The sequence below is a fragment of the Rhodococcus gannanensis genome (assembly GCF_042681175.1).
In the GTDB taxonomy this organism is placed as follows: Bacteria; Actinomycetota; Actinomycetes; order Mycobacteriales; family Mycobacteriaceae; genus Rhodococcus_G; species Rhodococcus_G gannanensis.
Genome location: NZ_JBHUFB010000003.1, coordinates 14329 through 40874, shown reverse-complemented (window position 1 = coordinate 40874; position 26546 = coordinate 14329). Strand labels below are relative to the sequence as shown.

Annotated in this window: 26 protein-coding genes; 23 read left to right on the top strand and 3 right to left on the bottom strand. The window is 68.4% G+C overall.

Annotation, left to right across the window (positions count from 1 at the left end; translation table 11 throughout):
• Positions 1 to 9 precede the first annotated feature (9 nt).
• Together ACFSJG_RS02110 and ACFSJG_RS02105 are read left to right on the top strand one after the other, a co-directional pair.
• Entirely contained in the window at positions 10 to 1152 is a 1143-nt protein-coding gene (locus tag ACFSJG_RS02110) for an acyl-CoA dehydrogenase family protein (protein WP_378483555.1), read from the top strand.
• The gene (locus ACFSJG_RS02105) at positions 1149 to 2168 is read left to right on the top strand and encodes an acyl-CoA dehydrogenase family protein (protein WP_378483554.1); all 1020 of its coding nucleotides are present in this window, start codon (positions 1149 to 1151) and stop codon (positions 2166 to 2168) included. Before ACFSJG_RS02110 ends, ACFSJG_RS02105 begins: the two co-directional genes overlap by 4 nt.
• A gap of 47 nt (positions 2169 to 2215) precedes the next feature.
• On the opposite strand, the gene ACFSJG_RS02100 is transcribed toward ACFSJG_RS02105, so the two are convergent.
• On the bottom strand, positions 2216 to 2638 hold the full coding sequence (locus ACFSJG_RS02100; RefSeq protein ID WP_378483553.1) for a nuclear transport factor 2 family protein: 423 nt from the start codon (positions 2636 to 2638) through the stop codon (positions 2216 to 2218).
• 42 nt (positions 2639 to 2680) lie between these two features.
• Entirely contained in the window at positions 2681 to 3748 is a 1068-nt protein-coding gene (locus tag ACFSJG_RS02095) for an ABC transporter substrate-binding protein (RefSeq protein ID WP_378483552.1), read from the bottom strand.
• Between the two features lie 331 nt (positions 3749 to 4079).
• On the opposite strand from ACFSJG_RS02095, the gene ACFSJG_RS02090 reads away from it, so the two are divergent.
• The 11 genes from ACFSJG_RS02090 to ACFSJG_RS02040 all read left to right on the top strand — a co-directional run bounded on the left by ACFSJG_RS02090 (position 4080) and on the right by ACFSJG_RS02040 (position 15177).
• Positions 4080 to 5573, top strand: coding sequence for a class I adenylate-forming enzyme family protein (locus ACFSJG_RS02090; RefSeq protein WP_378483551.1), 1494 nt, complete (start codon positions 4080 to 4082; stop codon positions 5571 to 5573).
• 33 nt (positions 5574 to 5606) lie between these two features.
• A complete protein-coding gene (locus tag ACFSJG_RS02085; protein WP_378483550.1) occupies positions 5607 to 6626 on the top strand; it encodes an NADP-dependent oxidoreductase in 1020 nt (339 codons plus the stop codon).
• A gap of 169 nt (positions 6627 to 6795) precedes the next feature.
• Entirely contained in the window at positions 6796 to 7812 is a 1017-nt protein-coding gene (locus ACFSJG_RS02080) for an ABC transporter substrate-binding protein (protein WP_378483549.1), read from the top strand.
• A gap of 36 nt (positions 7813 to 7848) precedes the next feature.
• Positions 7849 to 8679, top strand: a complete 831-nt coding sequence (locus ACFSJG_RS02075) for a mycofactocin-coupled SDR family oxidoreductase (RefSeq protein WP_378483548.1) — start codon at positions 7849 to 7851, stop codon at positions 8677 to 8679.
• 14 nt (positions 8680 to 8693) lie between these two features.
• Positions 8694 to 9467: an SDR family NAD(P)-dependent oxidoreductase gene (locus ACFSJG_RS02070; protein WP_378483547.1), complete on the top strand. Its 774-nt coding sequence runs from the start codon at positions 8694 to 8696 to the stop codon at positions 9465 to 9467.
• Positions 9468 to 9497: 30 nt separating this feature from the next.
• The gene (locus ACFSJG_RS02065) at positions 9498 to 10688 is read left to right on the top strand and encodes a thiolase C-terminal domain-containing protein (RefSeq protein ID WP_378483546.1); all 1191 of its coding nucleotides are present in this window, start codon (positions 9498 to 9500) and stop codon (positions 10686 to 10688) included.
• Positions 10685 to 11185 (top strand): Zn-ribbon domain-containing OB-fold protein, encoded by a 501-nt coding sequence (locus tag ACFSJG_RS02060; RefSeq protein WP_378483545.1) that lies wholly within the window; start codon positions 10685 to 10687, stop codon positions 11183 to 11185. Before ACFSJG_RS02065 ends, ACFSJG_RS02060 begins: the two co-directional genes overlap by 4 nt.
• Entirely contained in the window at positions 11182 to 11616 is a 435-nt protein-coding gene (locus ACFSJG_RS02055) for a Zn-ribbon domain-containing OB-fold protein (protein ID WP_378483544.1), read from the top strand. The genes ACFSJG_RS02060 and ACFSJG_RS02055 overlap by 4 nt, the downstream gene beginning before the upstream one ends.
• Positions 11613 to 12755, top strand: a complete 1143-nt coding sequence (locus ACFSJG_RS02050; protein WP_378483543.1) for a thiolase family protein — start codon at positions 11613 to 11615, stop codon at positions 12753 to 12755. Before ACFSJG_RS02055 ends, ACFSJG_RS02050 begins: the two co-directional genes overlap by 4 nt.
• 38 nt (positions 12756 to 12793) lie before the next feature.
• The gene (locus ACFSJG_RS02045; protein ID WP_378483542.1) at positions 12794 to 14083 is read left to right on the top strand and encodes an acyl-CoA dehydrogenase family protein; all 1290 of its coding nucleotides are present in this window, start codon (positions 12794 to 12796) and stop codon (positions 14081 to 14083) included.
• Positions 14080 to 15177 (top strand): phosphotransferase family protein, encoded by a 1098-nt coding sequence (locus ACFSJG_RS02040; RefSeq protein ID WP_378483541.1) that lies wholly within the window; start codon positions 14080 to 14082, stop codon positions 15175 to 15177. The genes ACFSJG_RS02045 and ACFSJG_RS02040 overlap by 4 nt, the downstream gene beginning before the upstream one ends.
• A gap of 64 nt (positions 15178 to 15241) precedes the next feature.
• Here the strand turns inward: ACFSJG_RS02040 and ACFSJG_RS02035 are convergent, their stop codons facing one another.
• Positions 15242 to 15955, bottom strand: coding sequence for an SDR family oxidoreductase (locus tag ACFSJG_RS02035; protein ID WP_378483540.1), 714 nt, complete (start codon positions 15953 to 15955; stop codon positions 15242 to 15244).
• Between the two features lie 204 nt (positions 15956 to 16159).
• On the opposite strand from ACFSJG_RS02035, the gene ACFSJG_RS02030 reads away from it, so the two are divergent.
• The 10 genes from ACFSJG_RS02030 (at position 16160) to ACFSJG_RS01985 (ending at position 26544) form a co-directional block, all read left to right on the top strand.
• Positions 16160 to 16936 carry an SDR family NAD(P)-dependent oxidoreductase gene (locus tag ACFSJG_RS02030; protein WP_378483539.1) on the top strand — a complete coding sequence of 259 codons (777 nt, stop codon included), beginning with the start codon at positions 16160 to 16162 and terminating at the stop codon, positions 16934 to 16936.
• 132 nt (positions 16937 to 17068) lie between these two features.
• Positions 17069 to 17878: a FadR/GntR family transcriptional regulator gene (locus ACFSJG_RS02025; protein ID WP_378483538.1), complete on the top strand. Its 810-nt coding sequence runs from the start codon at positions 17069 to 17071 to the stop codon at positions 17876 to 17878.
• 117 nt (positions 17879 to 17995) lie between these two features.
• Complete coding sequence (locus ACFSJG_RS02020; protein WP_378483537.1) at positions 17996 to 18772, top strand: SDR family NAD(P)-dependent oxidoreductase; 777 nt, start codon at positions 17996 to 17998, stop codon at positions 18770 to 18772.
• Between the two features lie 32 nt (positions 18773 to 18804).
• Entirely contained in the window at positions 18805 to 20022 is a 1218-nt protein-coding gene (locus ACFSJG_RS02015) for a CaiB/BaiF CoA transferase family protein (protein ID WP_378483536.1), read from the top strand.
• 207 nt (positions 20023 to 20229) lie between these two features.
• The gene (locus ACFSJG_RS02010; protein ID WP_378483535.1) at positions 20230 to 21405 is read left to right on the top strand and encodes an amidohydrolase family protein; all 1176 of its coding nucleotides are present in this window, start codon (positions 20230 to 20232) and stop codon (positions 21403 to 21405) included.
• Between the two features lie 53 nt (positions 21406 to 21458).
• The gene (locus ACFSJG_RS02005) at positions 21459 to 22703 is read left to right on the top strand and encodes an acyl-CoA dehydrogenase family protein (RefSeq protein ID WP_378483534.1); all 1245 of its coding nucleotides are present in this window, start codon (positions 21459 to 21461) and stop codon (positions 22701 to 22703) included.
• A gap of 38 nt (positions 22704 to 22741) precedes the next feature.
• On the top strand, positions 22742 to 23800 hold the full coding sequence (locus ACFSJG_RS02000) for an ABC transporter substrate-binding protein (protein ID WP_378483533.1): 1059 nt from the start codon (positions 22742 to 22744) through the stop codon (positions 23798 to 23800).
• 53 nt (positions 23801 to 23853) lie between these two features.
• The gene (locus ACFSJG_RS01995; protein WP_378483532.1) at positions 23854 to 24150 is read left to right on the top strand and encodes a hypothetical protein; all 297 of its coding nucleotides are present in this window, start codon (positions 23854 to 23856) and stop codon (positions 24148 to 24150) included.
• Positions 24151 to 24187: 37 nt separating this feature from the next.
• Positions 24188 to 25342, top strand: a complete 1155-nt coding sequence (locus tag ACFSJG_RS01990) for an acyl-CoA dehydrogenase family protein (RefSeq protein WP_378483531.1) — start codon at positions 24188 to 24190, stop codon at positions 25340 to 25342.
• A gap of 35 nt (positions 25343 to 25377) precedes the next feature.
• On the top strand, positions 25378 to 26544 hold the full coding sequence (locus tag ACFSJG_RS01985) for an ABC transporter ATP-binding protein (RefSeq protein WP_378483530.1): 1167 nt from the start codon (positions 25378 to 25380) through the stop codon (positions 26542 to 26544).
• The last annotated feature ends 2 nt before the right edge of the window (positions 26545 to 26546 follow it).

The window sequence follows — 26546 nt, the reverse complement described above, 5'->3', positions numbered from 1 at the left end:
GGAGGAGACATGCACACACCGCTGGTTCCGCGCGCGACCGCGCCCGAGCCTGCCACCGAGACGCTGCGCGGCGAGGTCCGCGCCTTCCTGCGCGAACAGATCGAGGCCGGTGCGTTCACTCCCGGTGTCGACACCTGGCTGACGCGCTGGGACCCGGCGTTCACCCGGGCGCTCGCCGAACGCGGCTGGGTCGGCATGACCATCCCCACCGAGTACGGTGGTCACGGCCGGACGTTCATGGAACGGTTCGTCGTCACCGAGGAACTGCTGGCGGTCGGTGCGCCGGTGGCGGCGCAGTGGGTAGCGGACCGGCAGGCGGCGCCGTCGCTTCTCAAGTACGGCACCGAGGAGCAGAAGCGGCGGTTCCTGCCGGGCATCGCACGCGGCGAGATCTGCTGGGCGATAGGGATGTCCGAACCCGAGTCCGGCTCCGACCTGGCGAGTGTCCGCACGAAGGCGGTGCGGGTGGACGGCGGCTGGTCGATCAGCGGCACGAAGCTGTGGACGTCGGGAGCCCACCACGCGGACGCGTTCTTCGCGCTCGTCCGGTCCGCACCGATCGATCCGGCACACCGGCACGACGGGCTGAGCCAGTTCATCGTGCTCCTCGACTCCCCCGGCGTGACGATCCGGCCGATCCTGTCGATGTCGGGCGATCACCACTTCAACGAGGTTCTTCTCGACGATGTGTTCGTGCCCGACGATCTCGTCCTCGGCACCGTCGGCGACGGATGGGCGCAGGTCACGTCCGAACTCGGCTACGAGCGCAGCGGCCCCGAGCGGTTCCTGTCGACGTTCACCCTGCTCGGCGCCACCGTCGACGAGATCGCGGCCGGGCGGATGGCCGCCGATCCGAGGGTCGGTGCCCTGGTCGGCAGGCTCGTCGGCCTGCACCACATGTCGACCGCGGTGTCCGAGGCGCTGGAGCGTCGCGAGCGGGCAGATGTCGCGGCGTCGGTGGTGAAAGTGCTCGGCACCGCCACCGAGGGCGACATCGCCGACCTCGCCGCCGAACTGAGCGACGAGACCGCACCCGACGGGTTCCGCGACCTCGTCGCAGCGGGGGCGATGCAGCGACCGGGATTCACCCTCCGCGGTGGAACGAGCGAGATTCTGCGCGGCGTCATCGCGCGGGGACTGGGAATGCGATGAGCACCGAACTGGACGACCTGACCCGCATGCTGGACGAGGTCTTCGAGACCGCCGGAGGCGCACCGGATTTCGATCCGACACTGTGGAAGACACTGAGTGACCTCGGCCTGACCCGGCTGACCGGCGCCGAAGACGCTGGCGGCAGCGCCGGCGACTGGACCGAGGCCGCCGTCCTGCTGGCCGCGGCAGGTGCGAGCGCGGCGCCCGCACCGCTGGCCGAGAACGACCTGCTCGCCGGTTGGCTCGCCGATTCCGCGGGACTCGACCCGGCGCCCGCCGGCGCGGTGCGCACCGTCGCGGTGCTCGGACCCGACGGTGTCGCACTCCACGTGCCGTGGGCCCGGGCCGCGGACCTGCTGGTGCTGCTGTGGCCGAGCGGTGACGGCTGGCGGGTCGGACAGGTCACCCGTACGGACGTCGAGATCGCCGAGGGCGCGAACCTCGCCGGTGAGCCCCGGGACCGGGTGACCGTCGACCTGGCGTCGCAGAACGGTGTCGCGACCGCCGGCACCGTCGCGCGGGAACTGCACCTGCGCGGTGCACTCGCCCGAGCGCTCACGACGACGGGGGCGTCGGGGCGGGTACTCGACATCGTCGTCGCGCACACCACCACGCGCACCCAGTTCGGCCGGCCGGTGGCCGCGTTCCAGGCGGTGCAGCATCTCGTCGCGGACATCGCCACCCACGACGCACTCGGCCGCGCCGCCACCGAGGCCGCCGTCGCCGCCGTCCTCGCCCACGGATTCGATTCCACGGCAACAGAGTTCGCGATCGCCGCGGCACGCTCCTGCACCGGGCACGCCGCTGCGACGATCGTCCGCAACGCCCATCAGGCGATGGGCGCCATCGGCTTCACTGCCGAACACGACCTGCACCGGTTCACCAACCGGCTGCTGTCCTGGCGCGGCGAGTTCGGTTCGCTGCGCTCCTGGGACGACGCCCTCACCGCCTCCGCCGCGGTCGCGGGCGGTGAGGGGCTGTGGCCGCTGATCAGCGGCGGCCACCACAGCGGCTGAAGACACCACGAAGTGGGCCCCGCCCGTGTGCGGTCGGGGCACACCTGTCAGGCGGGAATCTCCTTGTTCCGATCGAGGAAGAACTGCTCACCGTACTTCGTGTCGAAGAACTGCTTCAACCGATGAATCCGACCCGACCTGACTTCGAACCAGAACGTGTACCGCATGTTGTAGACCCGCCCGTCACCTGTCTCACCCACCGACTCGACGTCCACGGCCACCCAGTCACCCTCGGCGATCATGCGATGCATCGTGACCACCAGGCCTCGTGGCATCTCCTGCACCACCCCCTCGAGCAGTTCGAACCACCGGTTCAGGCTCATGGAAGTTCCCCTGTTCGGCTGCGCCCCGGTGGCCCCGTCCGCGTGCGCGAGCCAGGCGGTTGCGCCGTCGGCGACGAGTGAGCGGGCACGATCGAAGTCACCACTCTCCCAGCACTGCATCATGTCCCGCGCGACGTCCTTGCTCATCGACACTCCTCTCCTCGGTGGGCGATCACCGTCCGACAACCGTCAGCCGACGAACAGCGACTTCCATCGCGCGCGGTACGCGTCGACCGCTTCGGGCGTCAACTTGCTCAGATCCTGCTGCGCCACCCGGTCGACCGTCGCGACCGCTCCGTCGATTCCGGGAAGAACCGAGGCGGTCTTCCTGGTGTAGGCGGTCTGTCCAGCCGGCGTCACGAGAAAGTTCGCAAGTAGTTGTGCCGCGTTCGGGTGGGGCGCGTCGGCAAGGACCGACGCGTAGAAGCGTGCGCCCCACAGCGTTTCCGGGACATCGAATCCGACCGGGGCACCGCCGTCGACCTCGTCGGTCAACGCACCCGAGAACCCGGCGGCGACCTCACCCGACGTCAGCGCCTGGCCGATCGGAAGGATGCCCGGGTAGATGCGCGGCTTCTGCGCCGCGAGCCGCTCGAGGAAGTCGGGACCGTAGTTCGACTCGAGATACTGGTAGAAGTCGACCTGGGAGGCGGACACCGGCTCCTGAATCCCCAGTTTCCCGCCGGCGAGGTCCGGATCCAGGAAGTCCGAGACACTCGTCAGACCGTCGGGAACCCTGTCGGTGTTCCACCCGAATGCGACGATCGCCGCAGCCGTGGCGAACGACTTGTCGTCGACGAAGTTCTCCTCGCGCCGGTACTCCGGGAGGTCGAGTGCCGGACCGACGGGAACGGCGAATCGTCCTGCGGCGCCCTCGTTCCCGACCCAGCCGACTCCCGTTTGCGAGACCACGTCCGCGACGACGTTGCCGGTCGCCCACTCAGCCGCCAGCTTCGTCTGCAGGTTCGCCTCGACGTCACGGACGACGTTCACCGTGATGCCGTACGCCTCCTCGAACCTGCGTGCCACCTCGTCGTTCTGGGCCGTGTTCTGCGCGGAGTAGAAGGTGACCGAGCCTTCCTGCTTGGCCTTGTCGACGATGTCTTGCCACGCCGCGTCACCCGTCGGGCCGAGGTCCGCCGCGGCTCCGGTTGCGGACGCGCCGCCCTCGCCAACCGTGCAGGCGACGCCGCCTGCACCGAGAGCGATCACGGTCAACGAGACAGCGAGCAGTCGCCGTACGGGTGGAATGTGCATTGAATGAAGCCTTTCGGAGAGCCTGTAGAGGAGGCAGGGCGCCGAACTGCGCGAGACGAGCACCTACCGGCACATCGTTCGAGATGTAACGCAGATCACTACTATCACATCTATTCGAATATTTACATAGTTCTTTCATTGCCGCAGGCCAGACGCCATTCGAAGGAAGATTCCTCCCCCTCTCCCAAAACATCCGCATATTTGCTACAGTTCACACCACTCGCCGAATGTGGTCCAGCACACACCCTCGGAGCTGGCCGCAGCCGACAGTGCGAGTCCAGTCGCCGGTGCACGAGAACGTGTACCGCGCTCACTCAGCCAGGTGGTGCACATGGGAATCGAAACTGTCCTCGACATGGCGTTGTCGGTCCATCCGGACCGCGTCGTCGTCGGACGACGCAGCTCGGGACTGACCTGCGTTCGGCTCGACGACCTGGCGTCGCGCGGCGCCACCGTCCTCCGCGAGCACGATGCGCGCCACGCGGTCTTCGTCGGCGTCAACGGACCCGCCCTACCGGTGCTGACCTTCGCGACCGCACGGGCCGGCATCCCGATCGCACCCCTGAACTACCGCCTTCCGACCGATCAACTGGCCTCGCTCGTCGCGCAGTTGGACCGTCCGGTCGTCATCGCCGACCCGGTCTACGCGGAGAAGCTGACCGGCGTCGCCGACACCGTGCTGACGACCGACGAATTCCTCGGCGCCGCGACCTCCGCCGAACGATCCGAGTTCACCGCGGCCGGCGACGACGCGACCGCCGTCGTCCTGTTCACCTCGGGTACGACCTCCGCACCGAAGGGTGTACTCCTGCGGCACCGCAACCTGCTGTCCTACCTGTTCAACACCGTCGAATTCGCCTCTGCGGGTGAGGATCAGGCGGCCCTGGTCAGCACTCCGCCCTATCACATCGCCGGGATGGGGGCGGTCCTGAGCAACCTGTACTCGGGCCGGCGCATGGTGTACCTGCCGGACTTCTCCCCTCAGGGGTGGCTCGATCTCGTTCGCGAGGAGGGCGTCACCAGCGCGATGGTCGTGCCGACGATGCTCGCTCGCGTCGTGGAGCATCTCAAGGGTGCCCCGGCCCGCACGCCGGCCCTCGCCTCACTCGCATACGGCGGGGCTCGGATGCCGCAACCGGTCCTGGAACGCGCACTGGCCGCCTTTCCCGACACCGGGTTCGTCAACGCGTACGGGCTCACCGAAACCAGTTCCACCATCGCGGTTCTCGGCCCGAAGGACCATCGCGACGCGATCGCGGACCCGGAGCTGAGGGCGCGCCTGTCATCGGTCGGTCGGGTCGTCCCCGGTATGGAGGTACAGATTCGCGCGGACGACGACACCACTGTTCTACCCGACGGAGCGACCGGGCTCCTGTGGGTCCGGGGCGCGCAGGTCAGTGGCGAATACATGGGCAAGGGAACGGTTCTCGACGAGAACGGATGGTTCCCCACCCGCGACCGAGCCCGGCTCGAGGACGGATACCTGTACATCGGTGGTCGCGCGGACGACACCATCATCCGTGGTGGCGAGAACATCGCCCCCGCCGAGATCGAGGACGTCCTGGTCCGTCACGACGGCGTTCGAGAGGTCGCCGTCGTCGGCCTGCCCGACGACGAGTGGGGGGAACGCATCTGCGCCGCGATCGTGCCCGAGCCCGGGGTGGCCCTGGAACCCGAGCAGATTCGCACATGGTGCCGCGCACGACTTCGCGGTTCGCGAACGCCCGACGACGTCATCTTCGTCGACGACCTTCCTCGTACCCCGACCGGCAAGCTGGTCCGTCGCGACCTCGTCTCCCAGGTCGAATCGGCCGCCTCGGTCTGACACCGCCCCTCACCACCCTTCACCGGAGGAGCCATGCGTCCAGTTCACAGCCGCGAGTGGCGGCTTCGTTCCCGTCCCGTCGGGCGTCCGCGCGATTCGGATGTCGAGCTCGTCGACACGTCGTGCCCACCGCCCCTTCCGGGCTTCGTCCGTGTCGCCAACGAGGTGATGTCCGTCGAGCCGTACATGCGGGGTCGCATGGGCGGCGAGGCGACATACGCGGACCCGTACCCCCTGGACGAGCCGATGCTCGCGCCGACGGTGGGCCGGGTCACCGAATCGGCCGACGAGTCCATCCCCGTCGGTGCACTCGTCCTGCACGATCTCGGCTGGCGCGAGCACTCGGTGGTCGCAGCCTCTGAATGCCGGATCCTGGATTACGACGATCTCGACCCGGCCACTCATCTGGGTCTGCTCGGAATCCCGGGCATGACGGCCTGGGTCGGGCTGACCCGGATCGCTCCACTGGAATCCGGTGACGTCCTCTTCGTATCCTCCGCGGCGGGCGCTGTCGGCTCGACCGTCGTCCAGATCGCGAAGCGGATGGGCGCGACCGTGATCGGCAGTGCCGGATCACCGGACAAGGTCGATCTGGTGCGAGATCTCGGAGCCGATGCTGCGTTCGACTATCACGACGGGCCGGTGAAGGACCAGCTCCGCAAGGCCCTCGCCGATGTCGGCGCCACCGGCCTGGACGTGTACTACGACAACGTCGGCGGCGAGCACCTCGAAGCCGCGATCCGCGTCCTGAACGACCACGCGAGGATCGCGCTGTGCGGTATGAGCAGCATCTACAACGCATCCGCTCCGCAACCCGGACCGGCCAACCTGCTGAAGCTGATCTGGCGGCGGGCCCGCATGGAGGGCTTCCTCCTCGAAGACCACCTGGACGGCCGCGACGATTTCAGCCGCCGGATGGCGACCTGGATTCGCGACGGCGCGGTCAGATCGGTCCACACCGACTACCCGGGCGGCATCGCAGGCGCCTGGCCTGCGTTCCACGGGATGCTCGACGGCACGTCCGTCGGCAAGGCCGTCGTCCCCCTGACCTGATCTCGGGCCTGGCCCACCCCCGGCACCTCCCGCGGCACAGCTGTGCCCTCAAACCCCGACAGGAGCAATCGTGAACAGAATTCCCGGTGTCGTCGGCCGGATCCGATCCTCTCGCCTCTCCCACTCGAGACGTCGAACCACCTGTGCTGCGGTGGGGTTCGCTGCGTCCGTGTTGCTGCTGACGGCCTGTGGTGGGGCAGGAGCGGACGGACGGATCGCGAGCGATTCCATCGGATCCACCGGTCCCACGGGTGACGCCGCGTGGCAGCAGGTGATCGAGGACGCCAAGGCGGAGGGCGCGGTCACGATCTACTCGTCGAACACCACCGAGCAACTCACCGAGCTCGCATCCCGATTCCAGAACGAGTACGGAATTCGCGTCGACGTCGTCCGCGACGTCGACGCGAACCTGCACCAGAAGATCGGGGCAGAGCTGACCACGGGCAACATGGTGGCGGACGTCGTACTGCAGGCCACCCCTGTGTGGAGCGAGCAACTCGGGTCCGCCGGGAAGCTCACTGCCCCTACCGGTCCCGCAGTGACGGAATCCGAGTACGACGCCGCCGCGCTGCTGCGACCCAGCCACGACTTCGTGACGAACGCATCCGTGGGGACGTTCGCCTGGAACACCGACCGCCTTCCCGACGGCCTGACCGGATACGAGGACCTGCTCGACCCGGCGCTCGCCGGCGGCAAGATCGGCACCGTCCTACCCACCTCGGCGGCGCACATCGACCTCTACGAGAACTACCTCGACGCCGTCGGGGGTGCCGACTACATGGAACGGCTCGCCGCGCAGAAGCCGCGCATCTACCCGGGCGCTCAGCCGCTCGCACAGGCGCTCGCATCCGGGGAGATCGCCGCAGCCACCTTCGTCCAGGACCAGACCAAGGAAGCGGAGGCGGGTGCACCCGTCGCGTCCGGCTTCGACGACACCGTCTGGGGCGGTCCGATGTACGCGGGTGTCCTCACCGACGCCCCGCATCCCGCCGCCGCGCAACTGCTCGCCAACTACCTGGTCACCCCGGCCGGTCAGGAAGCCATCTCGTTCCGCGCCGCGTCGGTCCTGCCCGGCATCGCCAGCGCCGTCATCACGATCGACAAGGTCGCGCCACAGGACACGTCGGCGATGACCCCCGAGGCACTCGAGGCGCTCAAGACCCGCTTCAACCAGCTCTTCAACTGACTCCACACTTCACCGACTTCGCGAAAGGACACATCAATGGGACGGGTGTCGGGAAAGGTCGCACTGGTCACCGGTGCTGCACGCGGACAGGGCCGGTCGCACGCGGTCCGGCTGGCCGAAGAGGGAGCCGACGTCTTCCTGATCGACGCGTGCACGGACATCGCGTCGGTGCGGTACCCGCTGCCGACGGAAGCCGATCTGAAGGAAACCGTCGAACTGGTGGCCGCCACCGGGCGGCGCGTGACGGCCCAGGTCGCGGACGTGCGCAGCCAGCCGCAGATGAACGACGCGGTCGCCGCGGCCGTGTCCGAGTTCGGCCACATCGACATCGTGTGCGCCAACGCGGGCATCGTCGGGTTCGCACCCACCTGGGAACTCACCGAAGACGAGTGGCAGGACGTCATCGACGTCAACCTCACCGGAGTGTTCCACACCGCCAAAGCAGTGGTCCCCGCCATGATCGAGGCGCAGCGCGGGGGGTCGATCGTCATCACGAGCTCGATTCAGGCGTTCCGAGGTTCCGCGAACATCGCGCACTACAACGCCTCCAAGGCCGGCGTCATGGGGTTGATGCGGACCCTGGCAGGTGAACTGGGACGCAACAGGATTCGTGTCAACACCGTCAACCCCAGCGCCGTGGCGACTCCGATGCTGCACAACGACGCCACCTTCGCGGTGTTCGGCCCCGACCTCGAGAATCCCGGGCCCGACGACCTCTGGGAGCGCTCGAAGGCCCGCAACGTGATGGACGTCGGCTGGGTGGAGCCGATCGACATGAGCAACGCGGTCCTCTTCCTCGCCTCCGACGAATCCCGCTACATCACCGGCGCCTCGCTCCCGGTCGACGCCGGTCTCCTGCTGCAGTGACGAAAGGAAACGACATGACCACACGACTCACGGGACGCCGCATCTTCGTCACCGGCGGCGGCAGCGGCATCGGTGCGGCCGTCGCACACCGCATCGCCGGGGAGGGCGCTGCCGTCGCGGTGACCGACGCACGCAAGGAGGCCGCGGAGAGCATCGCCGAATCCATCCGTGCCGCAGGTGGAACCGCCGTCGCCGTCCACTGCGACGTCGCGGACGAGCAGTCCGTCGCGGCCGCCGTGGACACCGCGGCACTGGAACTGGCCGGGCTCGACGGCGTCGTGACCTGCGCGGGGATCACGCGCGCCGGACTCGCCCACGAGCTGAGCCTCGATGACTGGGACCTCGCGATCCGGGTCAACCTGACGGGTACGTTCCTGCCGCTGCGCGCCACCATCCCGCACCTTCTCCGGGCCGGCGGCGGCTCGATCGTCACGGTGGGATCGGTGGCATCCCTCGTGGCACCGAACTTCAACACACCGGCGTACGAGGCGTCCAAGGGCGGCGTACTCCAGTTGACGCGGTCGATCGCCCTCGGTTATGCCGAACAGGGCATCCGCGCCAACTGCCTGTGCCCCGGCGTCGTGAGCACCGGGCTCGCGGCGAACACCGCCGCGCTACACGGAACGATCCAGGTCCGCACCCGCAGCGACGCGATCGAAGCAACGCCCCTGGGACGCAAGGCCGCACCCGACGAGATGGCAACCGTGACCGCATTCCTGCTCTCCGACGAGGCCTCCTTCATCACCGGTGCGGCGATCGCTGCCGACGGCGGCCTCACCGCGCACTGACCACCAGTCGACAACCATCGAAGGAACCCCATGCCCTCAGACACCATCGCCTGGCAACGCGACGCGTGTGCCATCGCGGGAATCGGCACCACCGCATTCTCCAAGGACTCCGGTGTGTCGGTCACCGCTCTCGCGGTCGAGGCGGCTGCGAACGCCCTCGCCGACGCCGGACTCACCGCCGCCGACGTCGACGGAATCGTCCGAAACGACATGGACCTCGTGTCGTGTGCCGCCCTCGCCGACGGACTCGGCGTTCCCAACCTCACGTACTGGGGCGAAGCGGGTCCGGGTGGGTCCGGTCCGTGCGCGATGGTCGCGCAGGCCGTCGCCGCGATCATGAGCGGCCAGGCAACCACCGTCGTCGTGTTCCGTTCCCTCAACGGACGATCCGGTCGCCGATTCGGACTCTCCCCCGTCACCACGCCCGAGGTCGGTGGCCAGGAGTCGATGGAGGAGTTCTTCGGCCCCTACGGGCTGCTCTCCTCCGGCCAGTACTTCGCGCTGATGGCCGATCGGTACATGACACAGACCGGTCTCGAGCCCGAGCAGCTCGCCGAGATCGCACTGGTGGCACGCCGCCGCGCCAACGCCAACCCGGCAGCGCAGATGCACGACCGCACCATGACCCTCGACGACTACCTGAACTCGCGGATGCTCTCGTCGCCACTGCGACTGTTCGACTACTGCCTCGAGACAGACGGCGCCGCAGCCGTCGTCGTCACGACTGCCGAACGTGCGCGCGATCTCGCGCAGGCACCTGCGCTGATCCGGTCCGCGGCGATGTCCACGTGCCCTCGCCCGCAGCCGGGGATCATGTACCCGACCCTGATGCGCGAGGACGTCACCGTGCTGCCGTCCCGCGTCTGCCAGGACACCCTCTACTCGCGCGCCGGTCTCGGTCCCGCCGACGTCGACGTCGCGCAGATCTACGACTGCTACTCCATCACCGCGCTCATTCAGATCGAGGACTACGGGTTCTGCAAGCGCGGTGACACCGGCGACTTCCTCGCCGACGGCCACATCGACCTCGGCGGGTCGATCCCGATCAACACCAGCGGAGGACACATGTCCGAGGGGTACATCCACGGGATGAACCACGTCGTGGAGGGAGTGCGGCAGATCCGCGGCACCTCCACCAGTCAGGTTCCTGGAGCGCAGGTCTCACTCGTGACCTCGGCTCCCCCGCCGGCCGCCAGCGCACTGATCCTGGTGGCGGCATGAGCGCCCCGGCCTCCGCCGCGACACCGGACCGCACCGCGGTCGTGAGGCTTCGTCCGACCGTCGTCGACCGTGGCAGCAGCGGACATTTCGCCGAGGCCGCACAGGGCAGGCTGTCCGTGCTGACCTGCACCTCGTGTGGCAAACGGATTCACCTGCCCCGGCCACGCTGTGTGTACTGCGGTGCCACCGATCCCGCCTGGCAGCAGGTGGCACGGACCGGAACGGTCTACGCGCACACAGTCGTCGAACATCAGGTGCATCCCCTGTTCCCGGTGCCGTACACGGTGATCGTCGTCGACGTCGACGGCGAGGAGGCAGGCGTCCGGATGATCGGCAACCTGCCCGGTCGCGCCGCGATCTCCGCCGGGACCCCGGTGGTGTGTTCCTTCGAAGATCTCGGTGAGGACTCCGAGGGCAACTCGGTCGTGATCCCGGTGTGGCACGTCGCCACCGAGGCAGGACTGCGGCGCGTCGGCACCGAGGGAGGTGCGGCATGACGACGACACCCACCTGGCGCCACGTCGACGCAGCACTGTTCGAGTCCGATGACCCGAACTCCGCACTGGTGGGTGCGAAGTGCACCGGATGCGGCACGGTCACGTTTCCCGTGCAGGCCTCGTGCCCGCGCTGCAGCGGCTCCGCGATGAACACCACCACGCTCCCGCAGGTGGGCACACTGTGGTCGTACACGGTGCAGTCCTTCGCACCGAAGACTCCGTTCCGCACCACCGAGCCGTTCGTGCCGTTCGGTGTCGGCTACGTCGACCTCGGCGAGGTGATCGTCGAGTCCCGGCTGACCGTCGCCGATGCCGACGCCCTCACCATCGGCATGCCGCTGCGGCTGACCACGATCGTCAACCACATCGACGAGGACGGCACCGAGGTGCGCACGTTCGCGTTCGAACCCACGGAAGGAGAGCCGTCGTGAAGGTCGCGATCGTCGGCATCGGAATACACAGGTTCGGGCGCACCGTCGGTGTCAGCGGGCGCGACCAGGGCGCCTATGCGGCCCGGCAGGCGCTGGCCGACGCCGGAGTCGAGTTCAAGGACATCCAGTTCGCCTACGGCGGCAGCGACTCCGCGGGCAACGCGGACACCCTCGTCTCGGACCTCGGGCTCACCGGACTGCCGTTCGTCAACGTCTCCAACGGCTGCGCCACGGGAGGGAGTGCCCTCACCTCGGCTCTCAGCCGGATCCGTTCGGGCGAGAGCGATCTCGGCATGGTCGTCGGGTTCGACAAGCACCCGCGCGGCGCGTTCAACGCCCGGCCGGAGGACAACGGACTCGGCCGCTGGTACGGCGAGACCGGCATGATGGTCACGACGCAGTTCTTCGCGATGAAGATCCAGCGGTACCTCGTCGAGCACGATCTGCCGAAGAGCCTGCTCGCCGCCGTCGCCGCGAAGGCGTTCCGCAACGGCGCCCTGGCGCCGCACGCCTGGCGGCGGACACCGCTGTCCGAGGAGGAGATCACCGGAGCGACGATGGTCAGCGATCCGCTGACCCAGTACATGTTCTGCTCGCCGGCCGAAGGTGGTGTCGCCCTCGTCCTCGCCCGCGCCGACCACGCCCACAGGTACACGGACACCCCGGTGTTCGTCGAGGCCGCCGAACTGCGCTCGCGCCTCTTCGGGTCGTTCGAGGTGTTCAGCCCGTGGGTGTCACCCGACCGCGCAGACGGCCCGACCGTCACCGCGTCCCGCGCCGCTTTCGAGACGGCCGGGATCGGGCCCGGGGACGTCGACGTCGCGCAGATCCAGGACACCGAGGCCGGTGCCGAGATCATGCACCTCGCCGAGACCGGCCTGTGCAAGCACGGTGAGCAGGAGTCTCTGATCCGCTCCGGCGCAACGGAGATCGGTGGATCCATCCCGGTGAACACCGACGGCGGCTGCATCGCCAACGGGGAACCGATCGGCGCCACCGGCCTGCGGCAGGTGTACGAGAACGTCGTGCAACTGCGAGGCCGGGCCGGCGACCGGCAGGTTCCCGGCAACCCGAGGGTGGGCTTCACCCACGTGTACGGCGCGCCCGGCATCAGCGCCTGCACCGTCCTCACCCGCTGACCCCCACACCACGTACGCCCGAACACCAGGAGACCGCAATGGCATGGGATTTCGAAACCGACCCCCGGTTCCAGGAGAAGCTGGACTGGGTCGACAGGTTCGTCACCGAGGAGGTCGAACCCGTCGACCGCATCGTCGAGCACGCGTGGGACGTCTCCGATCCCACGCGCAACAAGCTGATCAAGCCGCTGCAGGAGAAGGTCCGTGAGCAGGAGTTGTGGGCATGCCACCTCGGCCCGAACCTCGGCGGGCCGGGCTACGGTCAGCTCAAGCTCGCGCTGCTCAACGAGATCCTCGGTCGCACTCACAGCGGACCGGTCGTGTTCGGTTGCCAGGCACCGGATTCCGGCAACGCCGAGATCCTCGCACACTACGGCACACCCGAGCTGAAGGCCCGTTACCTCGGTCCTCTGATCGACGGCGACATCATGTCGTGCTACTCGATGACCGAGCCCCAGGGCGGATCCGACCCGACCAGCTTCGTCACCCGCGCCGTCCGGGACGGCGACCACTACGTCATCAACGGCGAGAAGTGGTTCTCCTCGCACGCCCGGTTCTCGTCGTTCCTCATCGTCATGGCCGTCACGGATCCCGACGCCCCGCGCACCCGGCGCGCGTCGATGTTCGTCGTGCCGATGGACACGCCGGGCATCGAGATCGTCCGCAACGTCGGCGTCTGGGGGCACTCGGAGTCCGAGGGGACCCACGCGTACATCCGCTACACGGACGTCCGCGTCCCGGCCGACCACCTGCTCGGCGAGGAGGGCAACGGCTTCGAGGTGGCGCAGACCAGGCTCGGCGGCGGACGCATCCACCACGCGATGCGGACCGTCGGCCTGGTCCGCGCCTCGCTCGACATGATGCTCGAGCGAGCGGTGTCCCGCCGCACCCGCGGAAAGAGTCTGTCCGAGATGCAGATGGTGCAGGAGATGATCGCCGAGTCGTGGGTGGAACTCGAGCAGTTCCGGCTGCTCGTGCTGCGCACCGCGTGGAAGATCGACACCCTGCAGGACTACAAGAAGGTCATCGCCGACATCTCCGCCGTGAAGATGGTGATGCCGAAGGTCCTGAACAACGTGGTGTCGCGGGCGATTCAGCTGCACGGCTCCCTCGGTATCTCCACCGAGATGCCGTTCGGCAAGTGGCTGCTGGAGAGCTACCACATGGGCCTGGCCGACGGCGCGACCGAACTGCACAAGCAGCAGATCGCGAAGCAGCTGCTCAAGGGTGCCACGCCGGCCGAGGGCCTGTTCCCGACGGTGCACCTTCCCGTCCTCGACGATGCCGCCGAACGAAAGTTCGGACTGGCGCCCAAGGGAACCTGGTGACGGCCGCCGCCGGGGCGACGGAGCCGCAGGACGAGGTCGCGCCGGTCCGAGCCGGCGAAGAGCTCGACTGGACTACGCTGGCTGCGCATCTTCGTGCGAACGTCGACGACCTGGACGGAGAGTTCTCGGTCCTCCAGTTTCCCAAGGGCTCGGCGAATCTGACGTACCGCGTCAGCTTCGGAGATCGCCGGCTCGTCGTGCGCCGGCCGCCGTTCGGGAAGATCGCGCCGGGCGCCCACGACATGGGCCGCGAGTACAAGGTGCTCTCACGCCTGCACGAACGCTACGACCGCGCGCCGCGTGCGCTGCTGCACTGCGCCGACGACTCGGTGATCGGCGCGGAGTTCCTGGTCTCCGAGTACCGCGACGGGATCGTGGTGTGGGACTCGCTTCCCGGATCCATGGCACACCTTCCGAACGCGGGAGAACGAATCGGGCTGGCTGTGATCGACGGCCTCGCCGACCTGCACGCCGTCGACCCGGCATCGTGCGGGCTGTCGGACCTCGGCCGCCCGGACGGCTACCTCGAACGGCAGGTCCGCGGCTGGTCGTCGCGGTGGGATGCGGTGGCCGGGCACGCTCCGTCCGCGGAGACAGCGAAGATCGTCCAGGAGGTCGGCGCGCGGATTCGGGCCTCGGTCCCGACTTCTCAGCGTGCGGGCATCGTCCACAACGACTACAAGGTGGACAACTGCCAGTTCACGCCGGGAAACCCGGACCGGGTGACATCGGTATTCGATTGGGACATGGCCACCACCGGCGACGTCCTCGTCGACCTGGGCACCCTGTTGAACTACTGGCCGGACCGAACCGTCGACCCCGGCTCCGACGCGGCGTTCATCGCCGTCCCCGGCATGCACGGACTCGATCTGCCCTCGCGCGCCGAGGTCGTCGAAAGATACGCCGCCGGAAGCTCACTCGACCTGTCGTCGATCGCCTGGTACGAGGCGTTCGGTTGCTGGAAGACCGTGGTGATCCTGCAACAGTTGTACGCCCGATTCGTGCGCGGGGAGACCTCCGACGAGCGGATGGGACAGCGTGGAGACCTCGTGGAGCCGCTCGCGCGGCGGGCGCTGGGTCTCCTTCCCGGCTGAGTGGACACGTAAGCGGGGTGCGGGTCGGCGCCTGTCGATCCACACCCCGCTTTCGTGTGCGGCGTCAGTGGGCGCCGGCTGTGTTGGCGACCGGAATCGACGCACCCGTCACCGCACGGGAGGCGTCGGAGAGCAGGAATCCGATCACTTCGGCGATGTCGGACGGCCGCGCCCAGCTGCTGCGGTCGGCCTCCGGCATCGCCTCGCGATTGGCCGGGGTGTCGATCATCGTCGGCAGCAGTCCGTTGACCCGGATGTTGTCACCGCCGTACTCGACGGCGAGGGCCTCCACCAGCGCGGCGACCGCCGCCTTGGATGCGATGTAGGTGGCGGCGCCGGGGAACGGCCGGACCGCGGCGGCGGAGCCGATACACACGACGGACCCGCCGCCGCGTCGGATCAGGTACGGCAGCGCGGTCTGCACGATGCCGTACGCGATGCGGAGATTGATCGACAGCTGGGCGTCGAGGACCTCGATCGGGGTCTCGTGAACACGCTGCCCCGAGACGAATCCACCGACGAGGTTGACGATGCCGAACAGCGGCCGCTCCTCGTCCTTGGTGGCGAGCTCGACGACGGACTCGACGTCGGCGTCGACGGAGAGGTCCGCTCGGACCAGTTCGAGCCCGGGATGTACTGGGACACGGTCGAGTTCGCCCTCGACGTACCACGGAACGACCAGGCGCCACCCGAGCTCCAGAAGGTGTTCCGTGACGGCGGAGCCGAGCCCACCGGTCCCTCCGGTCACGATGGCGGTACAGGGCAGCGAGGCGGTCATGAGGGTCCCTCCGGGGCGGTCGCCAGATCGACGGCAAGAAAACATTGCAATATTTCGCGTAGTTGGTAAGTTCTACGGTACACGGCGATGTGGTGCACGTCACGAGCGCGGCGAAATGAGAGTGGCGCCACCGAATCGGCCACACGAGACCACCGTGCGCAGCCGCCCTCGGGGCCGGCGCCAGGACGAGAAATCGGAGACACGATGCCAGATCAGAACCCCGACACGACGCCGCTGGCCGGCCAGGTCGCGCTCGTGACCGGCGGCAGCCGTGGCCTCGGCCGTCAGATGGCCTGGGCGTTCGCCCGCGCCGGCGCCGATGTCGCGATCGTCAGCCGCAAGCTCGACGCCTGTGAGGCAACAGCCAAGGAGATCGAGGCCGACACCGGTCGCCGCGCAGTGGGTTTCGCTTGCCACATGGGCGAGTGGGATGCCCAGCAGCAGCTGGCCGATGCCGTCCTGTCCGAGTTCGGACGACTCGACATCCTCGTCAACAACGCCGGCATCGCGCCCGTCTACGACAGCCTCCCCGACGTGACCGAGGCCCTGTACGACAAGGTCTTCGACGTCAACGTCAAGGGCGCCTTCCGGCTGATGTCGGTCGTCGCGCCGCGCATGGCCGCCGCGGGCGGCGGGTCGATCGTCAACATCAGTTCCATCGCAACCAAGCGGCCCATGCCGAGAGAGCTGCCCTACGCCGCCGCGAAGTCCGCGCTCGAAATCATGACGCAGGGCTTCGCCCAGGCGTACGGGCCGACCGTGCGGGTGAACGCGATCCTGCCCGGCGCCTTCGACACCGACATCGCCGCGGGCTGGGATCCGGAGGTGGTGGCGGAGGAGATGGCACACCTGCCCGCAGGACGGGTCGGCCGCCCCGACGAGATCGTAGGAGCAGCGCTGTACCTTGCCGGTCCGTCCGCGTCGTACACCACCGGCGTGCTGCTGCCGGTCGACGGCGGACGCACCGCCATGGGGCGCTGAGCAGAACATGGGGACGGGAGTCGGGGCCGACGCAACCGGGGGAATTCCCGGGGCTCGCTCCGCGCACCCGTTAAGGTTGGGGATTCGCATCGCGCGTCCCCTGACAGGATGCGGGGTGGAACTGTGCAACGAGTGAGGACGAGGGACGAGATGGCGAAGTCGGCGGCGGACGATCCGATCAGGAATCTCGCCACCCGCCGGGCCATCGCTGCGACCCGTGGGGAGAAGGTGTCGCGCACGGTTGCGCGCCTCGTCGCCCGCTCGATCGCCGACGACGGCCTCGACCCGGGCGCCACGCTGCCCTCCGAACAGGAGATGGCCAAGAACTTCGGCGTCGGGCGGGCGTCGGTCCGCGAAGGACTGCGACTCCTCGAGGCCCAGGGACTCGTCACCGTACGACAAGGCCTCGGCGGCGGCCCCAGTGTCGCCGAGCCGACCGGCGCCGCGTTCGGCGACACCATGTCGATGTACCTGCAGGCGAACGACATCCGCTTCGCCGAGGTGGTCGAGGCGGTCATCGAGATGGAAGGTCTGACGGCCGCACTGGCAGCAGGCAAGGTAGCCGCCGGGGACGTCGATCCCGACCTTCTCCGCGCCCTCGGGCCCGAGGACCACGACGATGCCTCGAACCGTGAGTTCATCGAGCAGAGCCTCGGTTTCCACGACAGCCTCCGCCAGATGGCCGGCAACTACCCCATCGCGCTGATGGCCTCGGCGCTTGCCCACCTGTACTCGGATCGGGCTCTCGGCTTCCACGCGTCCGAGTGGAGCGAGATGGAACGTGGAGCCTTCGACGAGCAGCACGCCGAGATTGCACGCGCCGTGCTCGCCGGCGACGTGACAAGCGCCCGGAACCTGGCGGTCGCACACATGCGCGAGTCGGTGACCATGGTCCTGGGCGAGAACCCGACGATCACCCAGGACCGCGTCGACTGGAAGTGAGCACCTGACTCGGTGCCAGCGGGCACCACGTCAGGGCGTCACCGGCATACGGAAAGATCCGGCGCCGGCTCATACCCAAACAAATATACGAATATTAATATCTTTTTGGAGCCGAGTATGACCGTCAGTTCCACCACACACCCCCTCATCGGACAGAACGTTCTCGTCACCGGGGCCAGCGAGGGCATCGGCCACGGCATCGCTGCCCGCCTCGTCGAAGCGGGCGCCAACGTTGCGCTGGCCGCCCGACGCGCCGAGGTCCTGACCGAGTCCACCACCCGACTGCGCACCAGAGCGACTGCAGGACAGCGAATCCTGTCCGTCACAGCGGATGTGAGCAGCCCGAGTTCCGTCGACGAACTGTTCGAGCGGATCGGCGAGGAGTTCCCCGTCCTCAACGGACTCGTCGCCAATGCGGGCAGCGGATCCGTGGCGCCGTTCCTCGACGTGACCCGGGACGACTGGCAGCGCACCATCGACCTCAACCTCACCGGCACCTTCCTGTGCGTCCAGGCCGCCGCACGCCGAATGGTCGCCACACAGGACGTCAACCGGTCGATCGTCGTCACCTCGTCCATCCGCGCCCTCGGTGCGCGCACCGGCGTCGCGCCGTATGCGGCGTCGAAGGCGGGCGTCAACCAACTCGTCCGCATCGCCGCCTACGAGCTCGCGGCGACGGGAGTCCGCGTGAACGCGCTGTCCCCGGGCATCACCGCGACTCCCCTGTCACAGGAACGCAACTCACTCTTCGACGAGCGCGCCGCCACCGTCCCCATGGGCCGTGCGGGAACCCCGGCCGACATGGCCGAGGCCGCACTCTTCCTCGTCTCCCCCGGATCCGCCTTCGTGACCGGAACCAACATGGTCGTCGACGGCGGCGAATCGCTCCACTGAGCCCAGCCCCACATCACTCCACGGAGAATCCAATGACCAAGGTAATGAACGGAATCAAGGTGGTGGAGGTCGCGCTGTACGCGTTCGTCCCCTCCGCCGCGGCAATCCTGTCCGACTGGGGCGCCGACGTCGTCAAGGTCGAGCACGCGTCGTTCGGCGACCCGATGCGCACCACCGCTGCGTGGGGAGTCCCCGGCCAGGTGGACGGCATGTCCGGCCTGTGGGAGGTGTCGAACCGCGGCAAGCGCGGAGTTGCAATCGATCTCGCGCACCCCGACGGTCGTGAGCTGCTCATGAAGATGATCGACGAGGCCGACGTCTTCATGACCAACTTCCTGCCGGACGCCCGGCAGAAGCTCGGCATCGACGTCGAGCACGTCACCGCCCGCAACCCCCGCATCGTCTACGCACGCGGCACCGCACAGGGACCCGCAGGACCCGAGCGGGAGAAGGGCGGGTTCGACGGCATCACCTACTGGGCCCGGTCGGGGGCCGCCGGGTCCATCGCTCCCGACGACCTCGACTGGCCGGCGAACATGCCCGGCCCCGGATTCGGCGACGTGCAGAGCGGAATGGCACTCGCGGGCGGCATCGCCGCGGGCCTGCTGCACCGGGAGCGCACCGGTGAGGCGACGGTCGTGGACGCCTCCCTCTTCTCGGTGGGCGCGTGGGCGATGCAACCGACGATCGTCGGCGCCCAGCTGATCGGCGAGGCCGAACTGCCGTACCCGAACCGCGACGTACCGGTGAATCCGGTGTCGAACATCTACCGCACCAGCGACGACCGGTACGTCCACCTGGCCCTGCTGCAGAGCGACAAGTACTGGCCGGGGCTCTGCGAGGCGATCGGGCGCGCCGACCTCGTCGACGATCCACGATTCGCGAGCTTCGAGGCGCGCGCCGCGAACTCCCGCGAGTGCGCGGCAGAGCTGACCGCGACGTTCGAGACGCGGCCCCTCGCCGAGTGGGTGGACGTCCTCGGCAAGCAGGAGGGGCAGTGGGACGTCTTCCGGCGGCCGGGCGACGTGATCACGGATCCGCAGGCAGTCGAGAACGGGTACGTGTACCCCGTCGAGTACCCGAACGGTCGCTCATTGAACCTGGTGACGGCACCGGTCCAGTTCGACACCGAAACCCCGACCCTCACTCCGGCACCCGGCCACGGGGAGCACACCGAGGAAGTTCTGCTCGAACAGGGCCTGAGCTGGGAGGAGATCATCGCGCTGAAGGTCTCCGGAGCGGTCAAGTAGCAGGCTCGCAGGCGTCCGCCGCCCACCGCGGCCGACTACGCTCCATCGCCCTCCCGCACGTCCACATTCGGTAGTGACGGACATCTCATCACCACTTCCAATGTGAGCTAAATCCCTCTAATATTCGAATATTAGAGCTTTCGCCCGCGAGGCCGTTCGGCCCGGGCGTATCCGTCCAACCACAGACCCTCGCCCTCAGGAGGCAACGTGTACGACCTTCGAGACATCAAGATCATCGACACCGACACCCACGTCGTCGAACCACCCGACCTGTGGACCTCCCGGGTCTCGACCAAGAAGTGGGGCGACCTCGTGCCGCACGTCCGCTGGGACGACGAGCGTGGCGACGAGGCCTGGTTCGTCTCCGGCACGCGGATGAGCGCCGTCGGCTCGCCGGCCATGGCGGGTTGGCACGAGTACCCGCCGAACTGCCCGCCCCGTTTCGCGGACGCCGATCCGCGGTCGTGGGATCCGGCCAAACGGCTCGGCCTCATGGACGACTACGGCATCCACGCCCAGATCCTGTACCCCAACGTGGCCGTCTTCAGCTCGAAGACCCTGCAGTCCAACGGCGACAACGAACTCCAGATCGAGTGCATCAAGGCGTACAACGACTACCTGACGGAGTGGGCCGAGTTCGCGCCCGGCCGCTACATCCCGGTCGGCATCCTGCCGTTCTGGGACATGGAGGCCACACTCGCCGAGGTCGACCGCGTCGCTGCCGCCGGGCACAAGGGTCTCGTGTTCACGCAGAACCCCGCCGCCTTCGGTCTCCCGATGCTCACCGACCCGCACTGGGACCGGCTGTGGGCCTCCGCACAGGAGAAGAAGCTGCCGATCAACTTCCACATCGCGTCCGGCGAGGTCGACCTCAGCGGGTTCGGACACGAGAGCAACGGCGTCGCGGCGAACTACGGCATGATGGGCATCTCGTTCTTCATGGACAACGCGCGCACCCTGTCCCAGCTCATCTTCGGTGGCATCTGCGACCGCTTCCCCGAGCTGAAGTTCGTGTCCGTCGAGTCCGGCATCGGATGGATGCCGTTCGCACTCGAAGGCATGGACTGGCAGTGGCGGAACAGCGGCGTGCATCGCGAGCACCCGAACTACGAACTGCTGCCCAGCGAGTACTTCAAGCGACAGATCTTCGGCTGCTTCTGGTTCGAGCAGGCTTCGGCTCTCAGTGCCATCGACCAGATCGGCGCAGACAACGTCCTCTACGAGACCGACTATCCCCACCCGACGTCGATGTCGCCTGGCCCCGCCTCGGATGCCCAGCGCCCGGACGACTACCTGCGCAAGAACTTCGGCCATCTCAGCGAGTCGGACGCACGAAAGATCCTGCACGACAACGCCGCCAAGCTCTACAACCTGGACGACTGAGCCGACTCCGCGTACGCCGCACCTACGCCACCACCCAGCCCCACGGAGGAACGATGTCCCTTCCCGCCTTCGAATCCGAGGCACGCGAGTGGATCCTCACCACCGCGGCACGGCTCGGTTTCGACCGGGTCGACGACCCACACGATGTCGCGGTCTTCCACGACATGGACTTCGACGAGGAGCAACGACTCCTCGACCAGCATCGGACATGGCAGCGCGCCAAGTTCGAGGCCGGATACGCGGCGTTGGACTGGCCGGCGGAGGTCGGCGGGCGCGGACTCGACTCGGCATTCGCCGAGACGTTCGTCCGCCTCGAGAACGAACTGTGCCCGCTGCGGCCGCACGAGTTGTTCTCGGTCACCATGCATCTCGTCGCTCCGACGATCAACCTGTTGGGCACCGCCGAACAGAAGGTCGAGTTCCTCCCGCACATGCTGCGCGGCGAGCTCCTCGCCTGCCAGTTGTTCTCGGAACCGGACGCGGGCTCCGACCTCGCCAACGTCGCGACCCGAGCCGTCCGCGACGGCGACGACTGGGTCGTCACGGGGCAGAAGGTGTGGACCTCCGGCGCCCAGTTCGCCGGGTGGGGCGAACTCATCGCGCGCACCGACCCCGACCAGCCGAAGCACGCCGGCCTCACGGCCTTCCTGGTGCCGTTCGACGCGCCCGGAGTCACGGTGCGGCCGATCCGCCAGATGTCCGGCGGCACCAGCTTCAACGAAGTGTTCCTCGATCAGGTGCGCATCCCCGACCGGCTCCGGCTCGGCGAGATCGGCAAGGGGTGGAACGTCGCCCTGACCACCCTGGCCTTCGAACGCGAGGGAGGCTCCGACAGCAGCAGCATCGGCGGTCAGTTCTCCCAGTTGGTTTCCACTGCACAGGATCTCGACAGAGAACACGATCCACGGATCCGGGAGCTGATGGCGCGGGTGTACCTACGTCAGAAGCTCGCACGCGTCGACACCCTCCTCGATCGGCAGTCCCGCGACGGGGGTGCGGCACCGAGCGCCGTGGGATCGATCCGCAAGGTCCAGTGGGTGGACAAGCTCACCGCCGTGTCCGAGGCAGCGCGAGCGATCCTGGGCCGCGACCTGATCGCGGACACCGGAACGCCCGGCACGTTCTCCTGGAACGCCCACGTCCTCGGCGCACCCGGCTACAGCATCGCCGGCGGTACCGACCAGATCCAGCGCAACATCATCGCCGAGCGGGTGCTCGGCCTGCCCCCCGAGCACCGTTCGGACCGCGGCCTCACCTGGCGCGAGGCCCGTGCCGCCCGGACCGCCTCCCCTCGATGACACGCATCCCCCACCAGACTTCCAGAGAGGCACTCACCATGAGAGTCACAACCTTTCGGCGCATTCTCGCCGGCCTCGGTGTCGCCGCCGTCGCCCTCACCGCCGCCTGTGGCTCGGCCGAGACCGTCGAGGTCGCGGCCGACGCCCTGGGCCCCAGCGGCGACTCCGCGTGGCAGGAGGTGATCGACAAGGCCAAGCAGGAAGGCTCGGTCACCTACTACTCCGGACAGGCGACCGACAACCTCCAGGCCGCGGCATCCGCCTTCCAGTCGGCGTACGGCATCAAGGTCGACATCGTGCGCGACAACGACGCGAACCTCCAGACCAAGCTCGCCGCCGAGGAGGCCACCGGCAACCAGGTCGCCGACGTCGTGGCCTCCGCGGCGAAACCGTGGGTGAACGAACGTCTCGCCCAGAACTACTACGTTCCGGTGACCGGCCCGGCATTCTCGGCACCCGAGTTCGACGCCGGCAAGTTCCTCCAGGACGACACCATCTTCACGTCGTCTGCAGCGGTACTCACCTACGGCTGGAACACGGACCGCGTCCCGGACGGCCTCACCGGCTACGCGGACCTGCTCGACCCCGAGCTCGCCGGAGGCAAGATCGGCGTGATCCTTCCGATCTCCGCCGCGATCGTCGACTTCTACGACTACCTGAACGAGACCGTCTCCCCGGACTTCGTCCAGAAGCTCGCCGCCCAGCAGCCCCGCACCTACACGGGCGCACAGGCCATCGCCCAGGCGCTGACGTCCGGCGAGATCGCCGCAGCCGCATACACGCTTCCGCTGACGGCCGAGAAGGAGAAGGGGGCGCCCGTCGACTTCGGACTGGCATCGCCCGTGTTCGGCGCCCCGTTCCTCACCGGTGTCGTGGCGAAGGCGCCGCACCCCAACGCGGCCCAGTTGTTCGCGAACTTCCTCGTGACCGAGGCCGGCCAGACCGCCATCGCCAATCGCGCGGGTTCGGTCCTGCCCGACATCGAGACCGCCACCACGTCGGCCGACGACATCTGGACGAGCAGCCGAACCGTCACCGCGGACGACACCGTCGCCTTCCGCAGCGAGTTCGAGCGCATGTTCGGCGCGAGCCAGTAGCAGGTGACAGGCAACCCGGTCCAGGACGGACCGGATCCGGAAAGGAAACACCCATGAAGGTCGGCGAACGTTTGAAGAGCCCGACGACGGGCGTCGAGGTGATCGTCGTCAAGGTGGGCGACTCGGTGGAGGGTCCCCTGCTCTGCGCGGGCGTCCCGATGGACCCCACCGCCGCCGCCGGCGGCGTAGCTGCACAGACGGCAGGCATCGGCGCTCCCCTCGTCATCGGCAAGCGGTACTCGGGCGCAGGTGTCGAGGTGCTGTGTGTGACCCCGGGCCCCGGCCCGCTCTCCGTCGGCAGCGTCGAACTCGAGTTGGCCGCACCCCGTCCGCTCCCCGCCTCGGACTAACGCTCGGCGTCACGACGACAACAGAAGGGCCTGCACCATGATTGTCGGCACCACACCCGCCGAACGCGCGGACACCGAGATGCTCGTGTCCACCGTCGAATCGGCCGTCCGCCGTCTCGACCCCGCCGACGGGCGATCCGCGCGAGTCGACCGGGACGGACCGTTCGACCGCGACCTGTGGACGTTGCTCGGCGGCGAGGTCGGCATCGGTGCACTCCCGGTGCCCGAGGACCGCGGCGGGCTCGGCGCGTCCTTCCGGGACGTGTCGGCCGTGCTCACGGTGCTCGGCGCCGAGTTGTCCCGGGTGCCGTACCTCTCTGCTGTCGTCTGCGCGACCGCGCTGGCCGATGCGCCTGCCTCCCCGGCCGTCGACGACTGCCTGGGACGAATCGCGGCCGGCGAGTTGATCGCAGCGATCGCGGTCCCGGACACTCTCGACGGAAACGGATTTCGGGCGACGGTCACCGGTTCCGGCGCCACCGTCACAGGGTCGGCGTCCTTCGTCCTGGACGCGGACATCGCCGAGGTCGTGCTCGTGTTCGCCCGGTCCGAGGACGGCGCGACCGGGTTGTACGCCGTGGCCGCCGAATCACTGGGTCGGGCGCGGATGAGGGCAACCGACGGCACCCGTGTGCTGTCGACGGTCACCGCCGACGGCGCGCCTGCCACGCTGCTGGATCCGTGCCCGTCGGTCCGCCGACTCCAGGATCAGGCGCTCGTGGCGTTGGCGAGCGACAGTCTCGGCGTCGCCCGCCGCGCCCTCGACGACGCCGTCGCCTACGCGGGAAGCCGCGTCCAGTTCGGTCGGTCGATCGGCGGGTTCCAGGCGATCAAGCACCGCCTGGCAGAGTGCGCCGTCGCGGTCGAGCTCGCCTCCTCCGCTGTGGCCCATGCCGTCTGGGCAGTCCAGGACGGCACCGATCACGAGCTCGCGGAGGCCGCCGCCATCGCCGCGATCGCGTGTGGGGATGCGGCCTCCCGAACCACCGCCGACAACGTGCAGGTTCACGGTGGCATCGGCTTCACCTGGGAGCACAGCGCTCACCTGTACTACCGCCGAGCACTGACGAATGCGGTGCTGTGGGGCAGCGGCGACGACCATGCGCAGCGCCTCTACGCGCTGGCCGTCGGCGCGCACAGCCGCACGCACGCGGATGCCGTCCCCGTCCCTGCGTCCACCATCTCCTCGTAAGACCCCGACCCAGCCCGGTCAGAAAGCGAGTCCCCGTGTCCCACGTATCCGTTCGTCAGCTCCTCAAGAACTTCGACGGGAAACCCCCGACCGTCGCCGTGGACCACCTCGACCTCGAGATCGAGGACGGAGAGTTCCTCGTGCTGCTCGGCCCCAGCGGCTGCGGCAAGACGACGACCCTTCGGTGCCTGGCCGGCCTGGAACAACCCGTCGGCGGCACCATCTCCCTCGGTGACCAGGTGGTGTTCGACGCCGACCGGGGTCTGAACCTGACGCCGGACAAGCGGTTCATCGGCATGGTGTTCCAGTCGTACGCGCTGTGGCCGCACATGAGCGTCCGGAAGAACATCGCGTACCCCCTCAAGTCCCGCAAGATGACCCAGGAACTGCGCGGCGGGCGCGTCGAGGAGACCGCCGCGCTCGTCGACTGCGAACGGCTCCTCGACCGTCTGCCCGCCGAACTGTCGGGTGGGCAGCAGCAGCGTGTCGCGCTCGCGCGCGGGCTCGTCGCCCGTCCCGACCTCGTCCTGTTCGACGAGCCGCTGAGCAACCTCGACGCGCGGCTCCGCGACCAGGTCCGAGCGGAACTGCACGACCTGCACCAGCGCAACCCGTTCACCGCGGTCTTCGTCACACACGACCAGAGCGAGGCACTCGCCCTCGGCACGCGCATGGCGATCATGAACGCCGGCCGGATCGTCCAGATCGGCACCCCCCGTGAGGTGTTCGAGGAGCCCGTCGACGAGTACGTCGCCGGATTCACCGGAATGTCGAACCGGCTGTCGTGCGAGTACGTCGACGGTCGCTGGTACGCGCTCGGCACCGAACTCATCGGCGCCGAACCGAGGGCCGCCGCGGGCACCTCCGAGTTCGTCCTGCGGCTGCGCCCCGAGAAGGTTCGCCTCATCGGCGATGCGAGCGGTCTGCGTGCCGGCGAGGCGGGCATCGCCGTGAACGTCGACGACGTGGAGTTCGGGGGACTGCATCTCGACGTGATGCTGTCCTCCACGGCTCCGGACTCACGGAGACGCGAGCTGCACGCCCGGGTGTCGACGTACGACCGCTCCCGCGCACCACGGACCGTCGAGCGCGGAGACCGGATGATCCTCGCTTTCGACGCCACCGACGGACGGATGTTCGACATCGACGGCCGGATGCTCTCCACCGAGCAGTCCGCGGTCCTCACGGCACTGGTCGGGTGAAG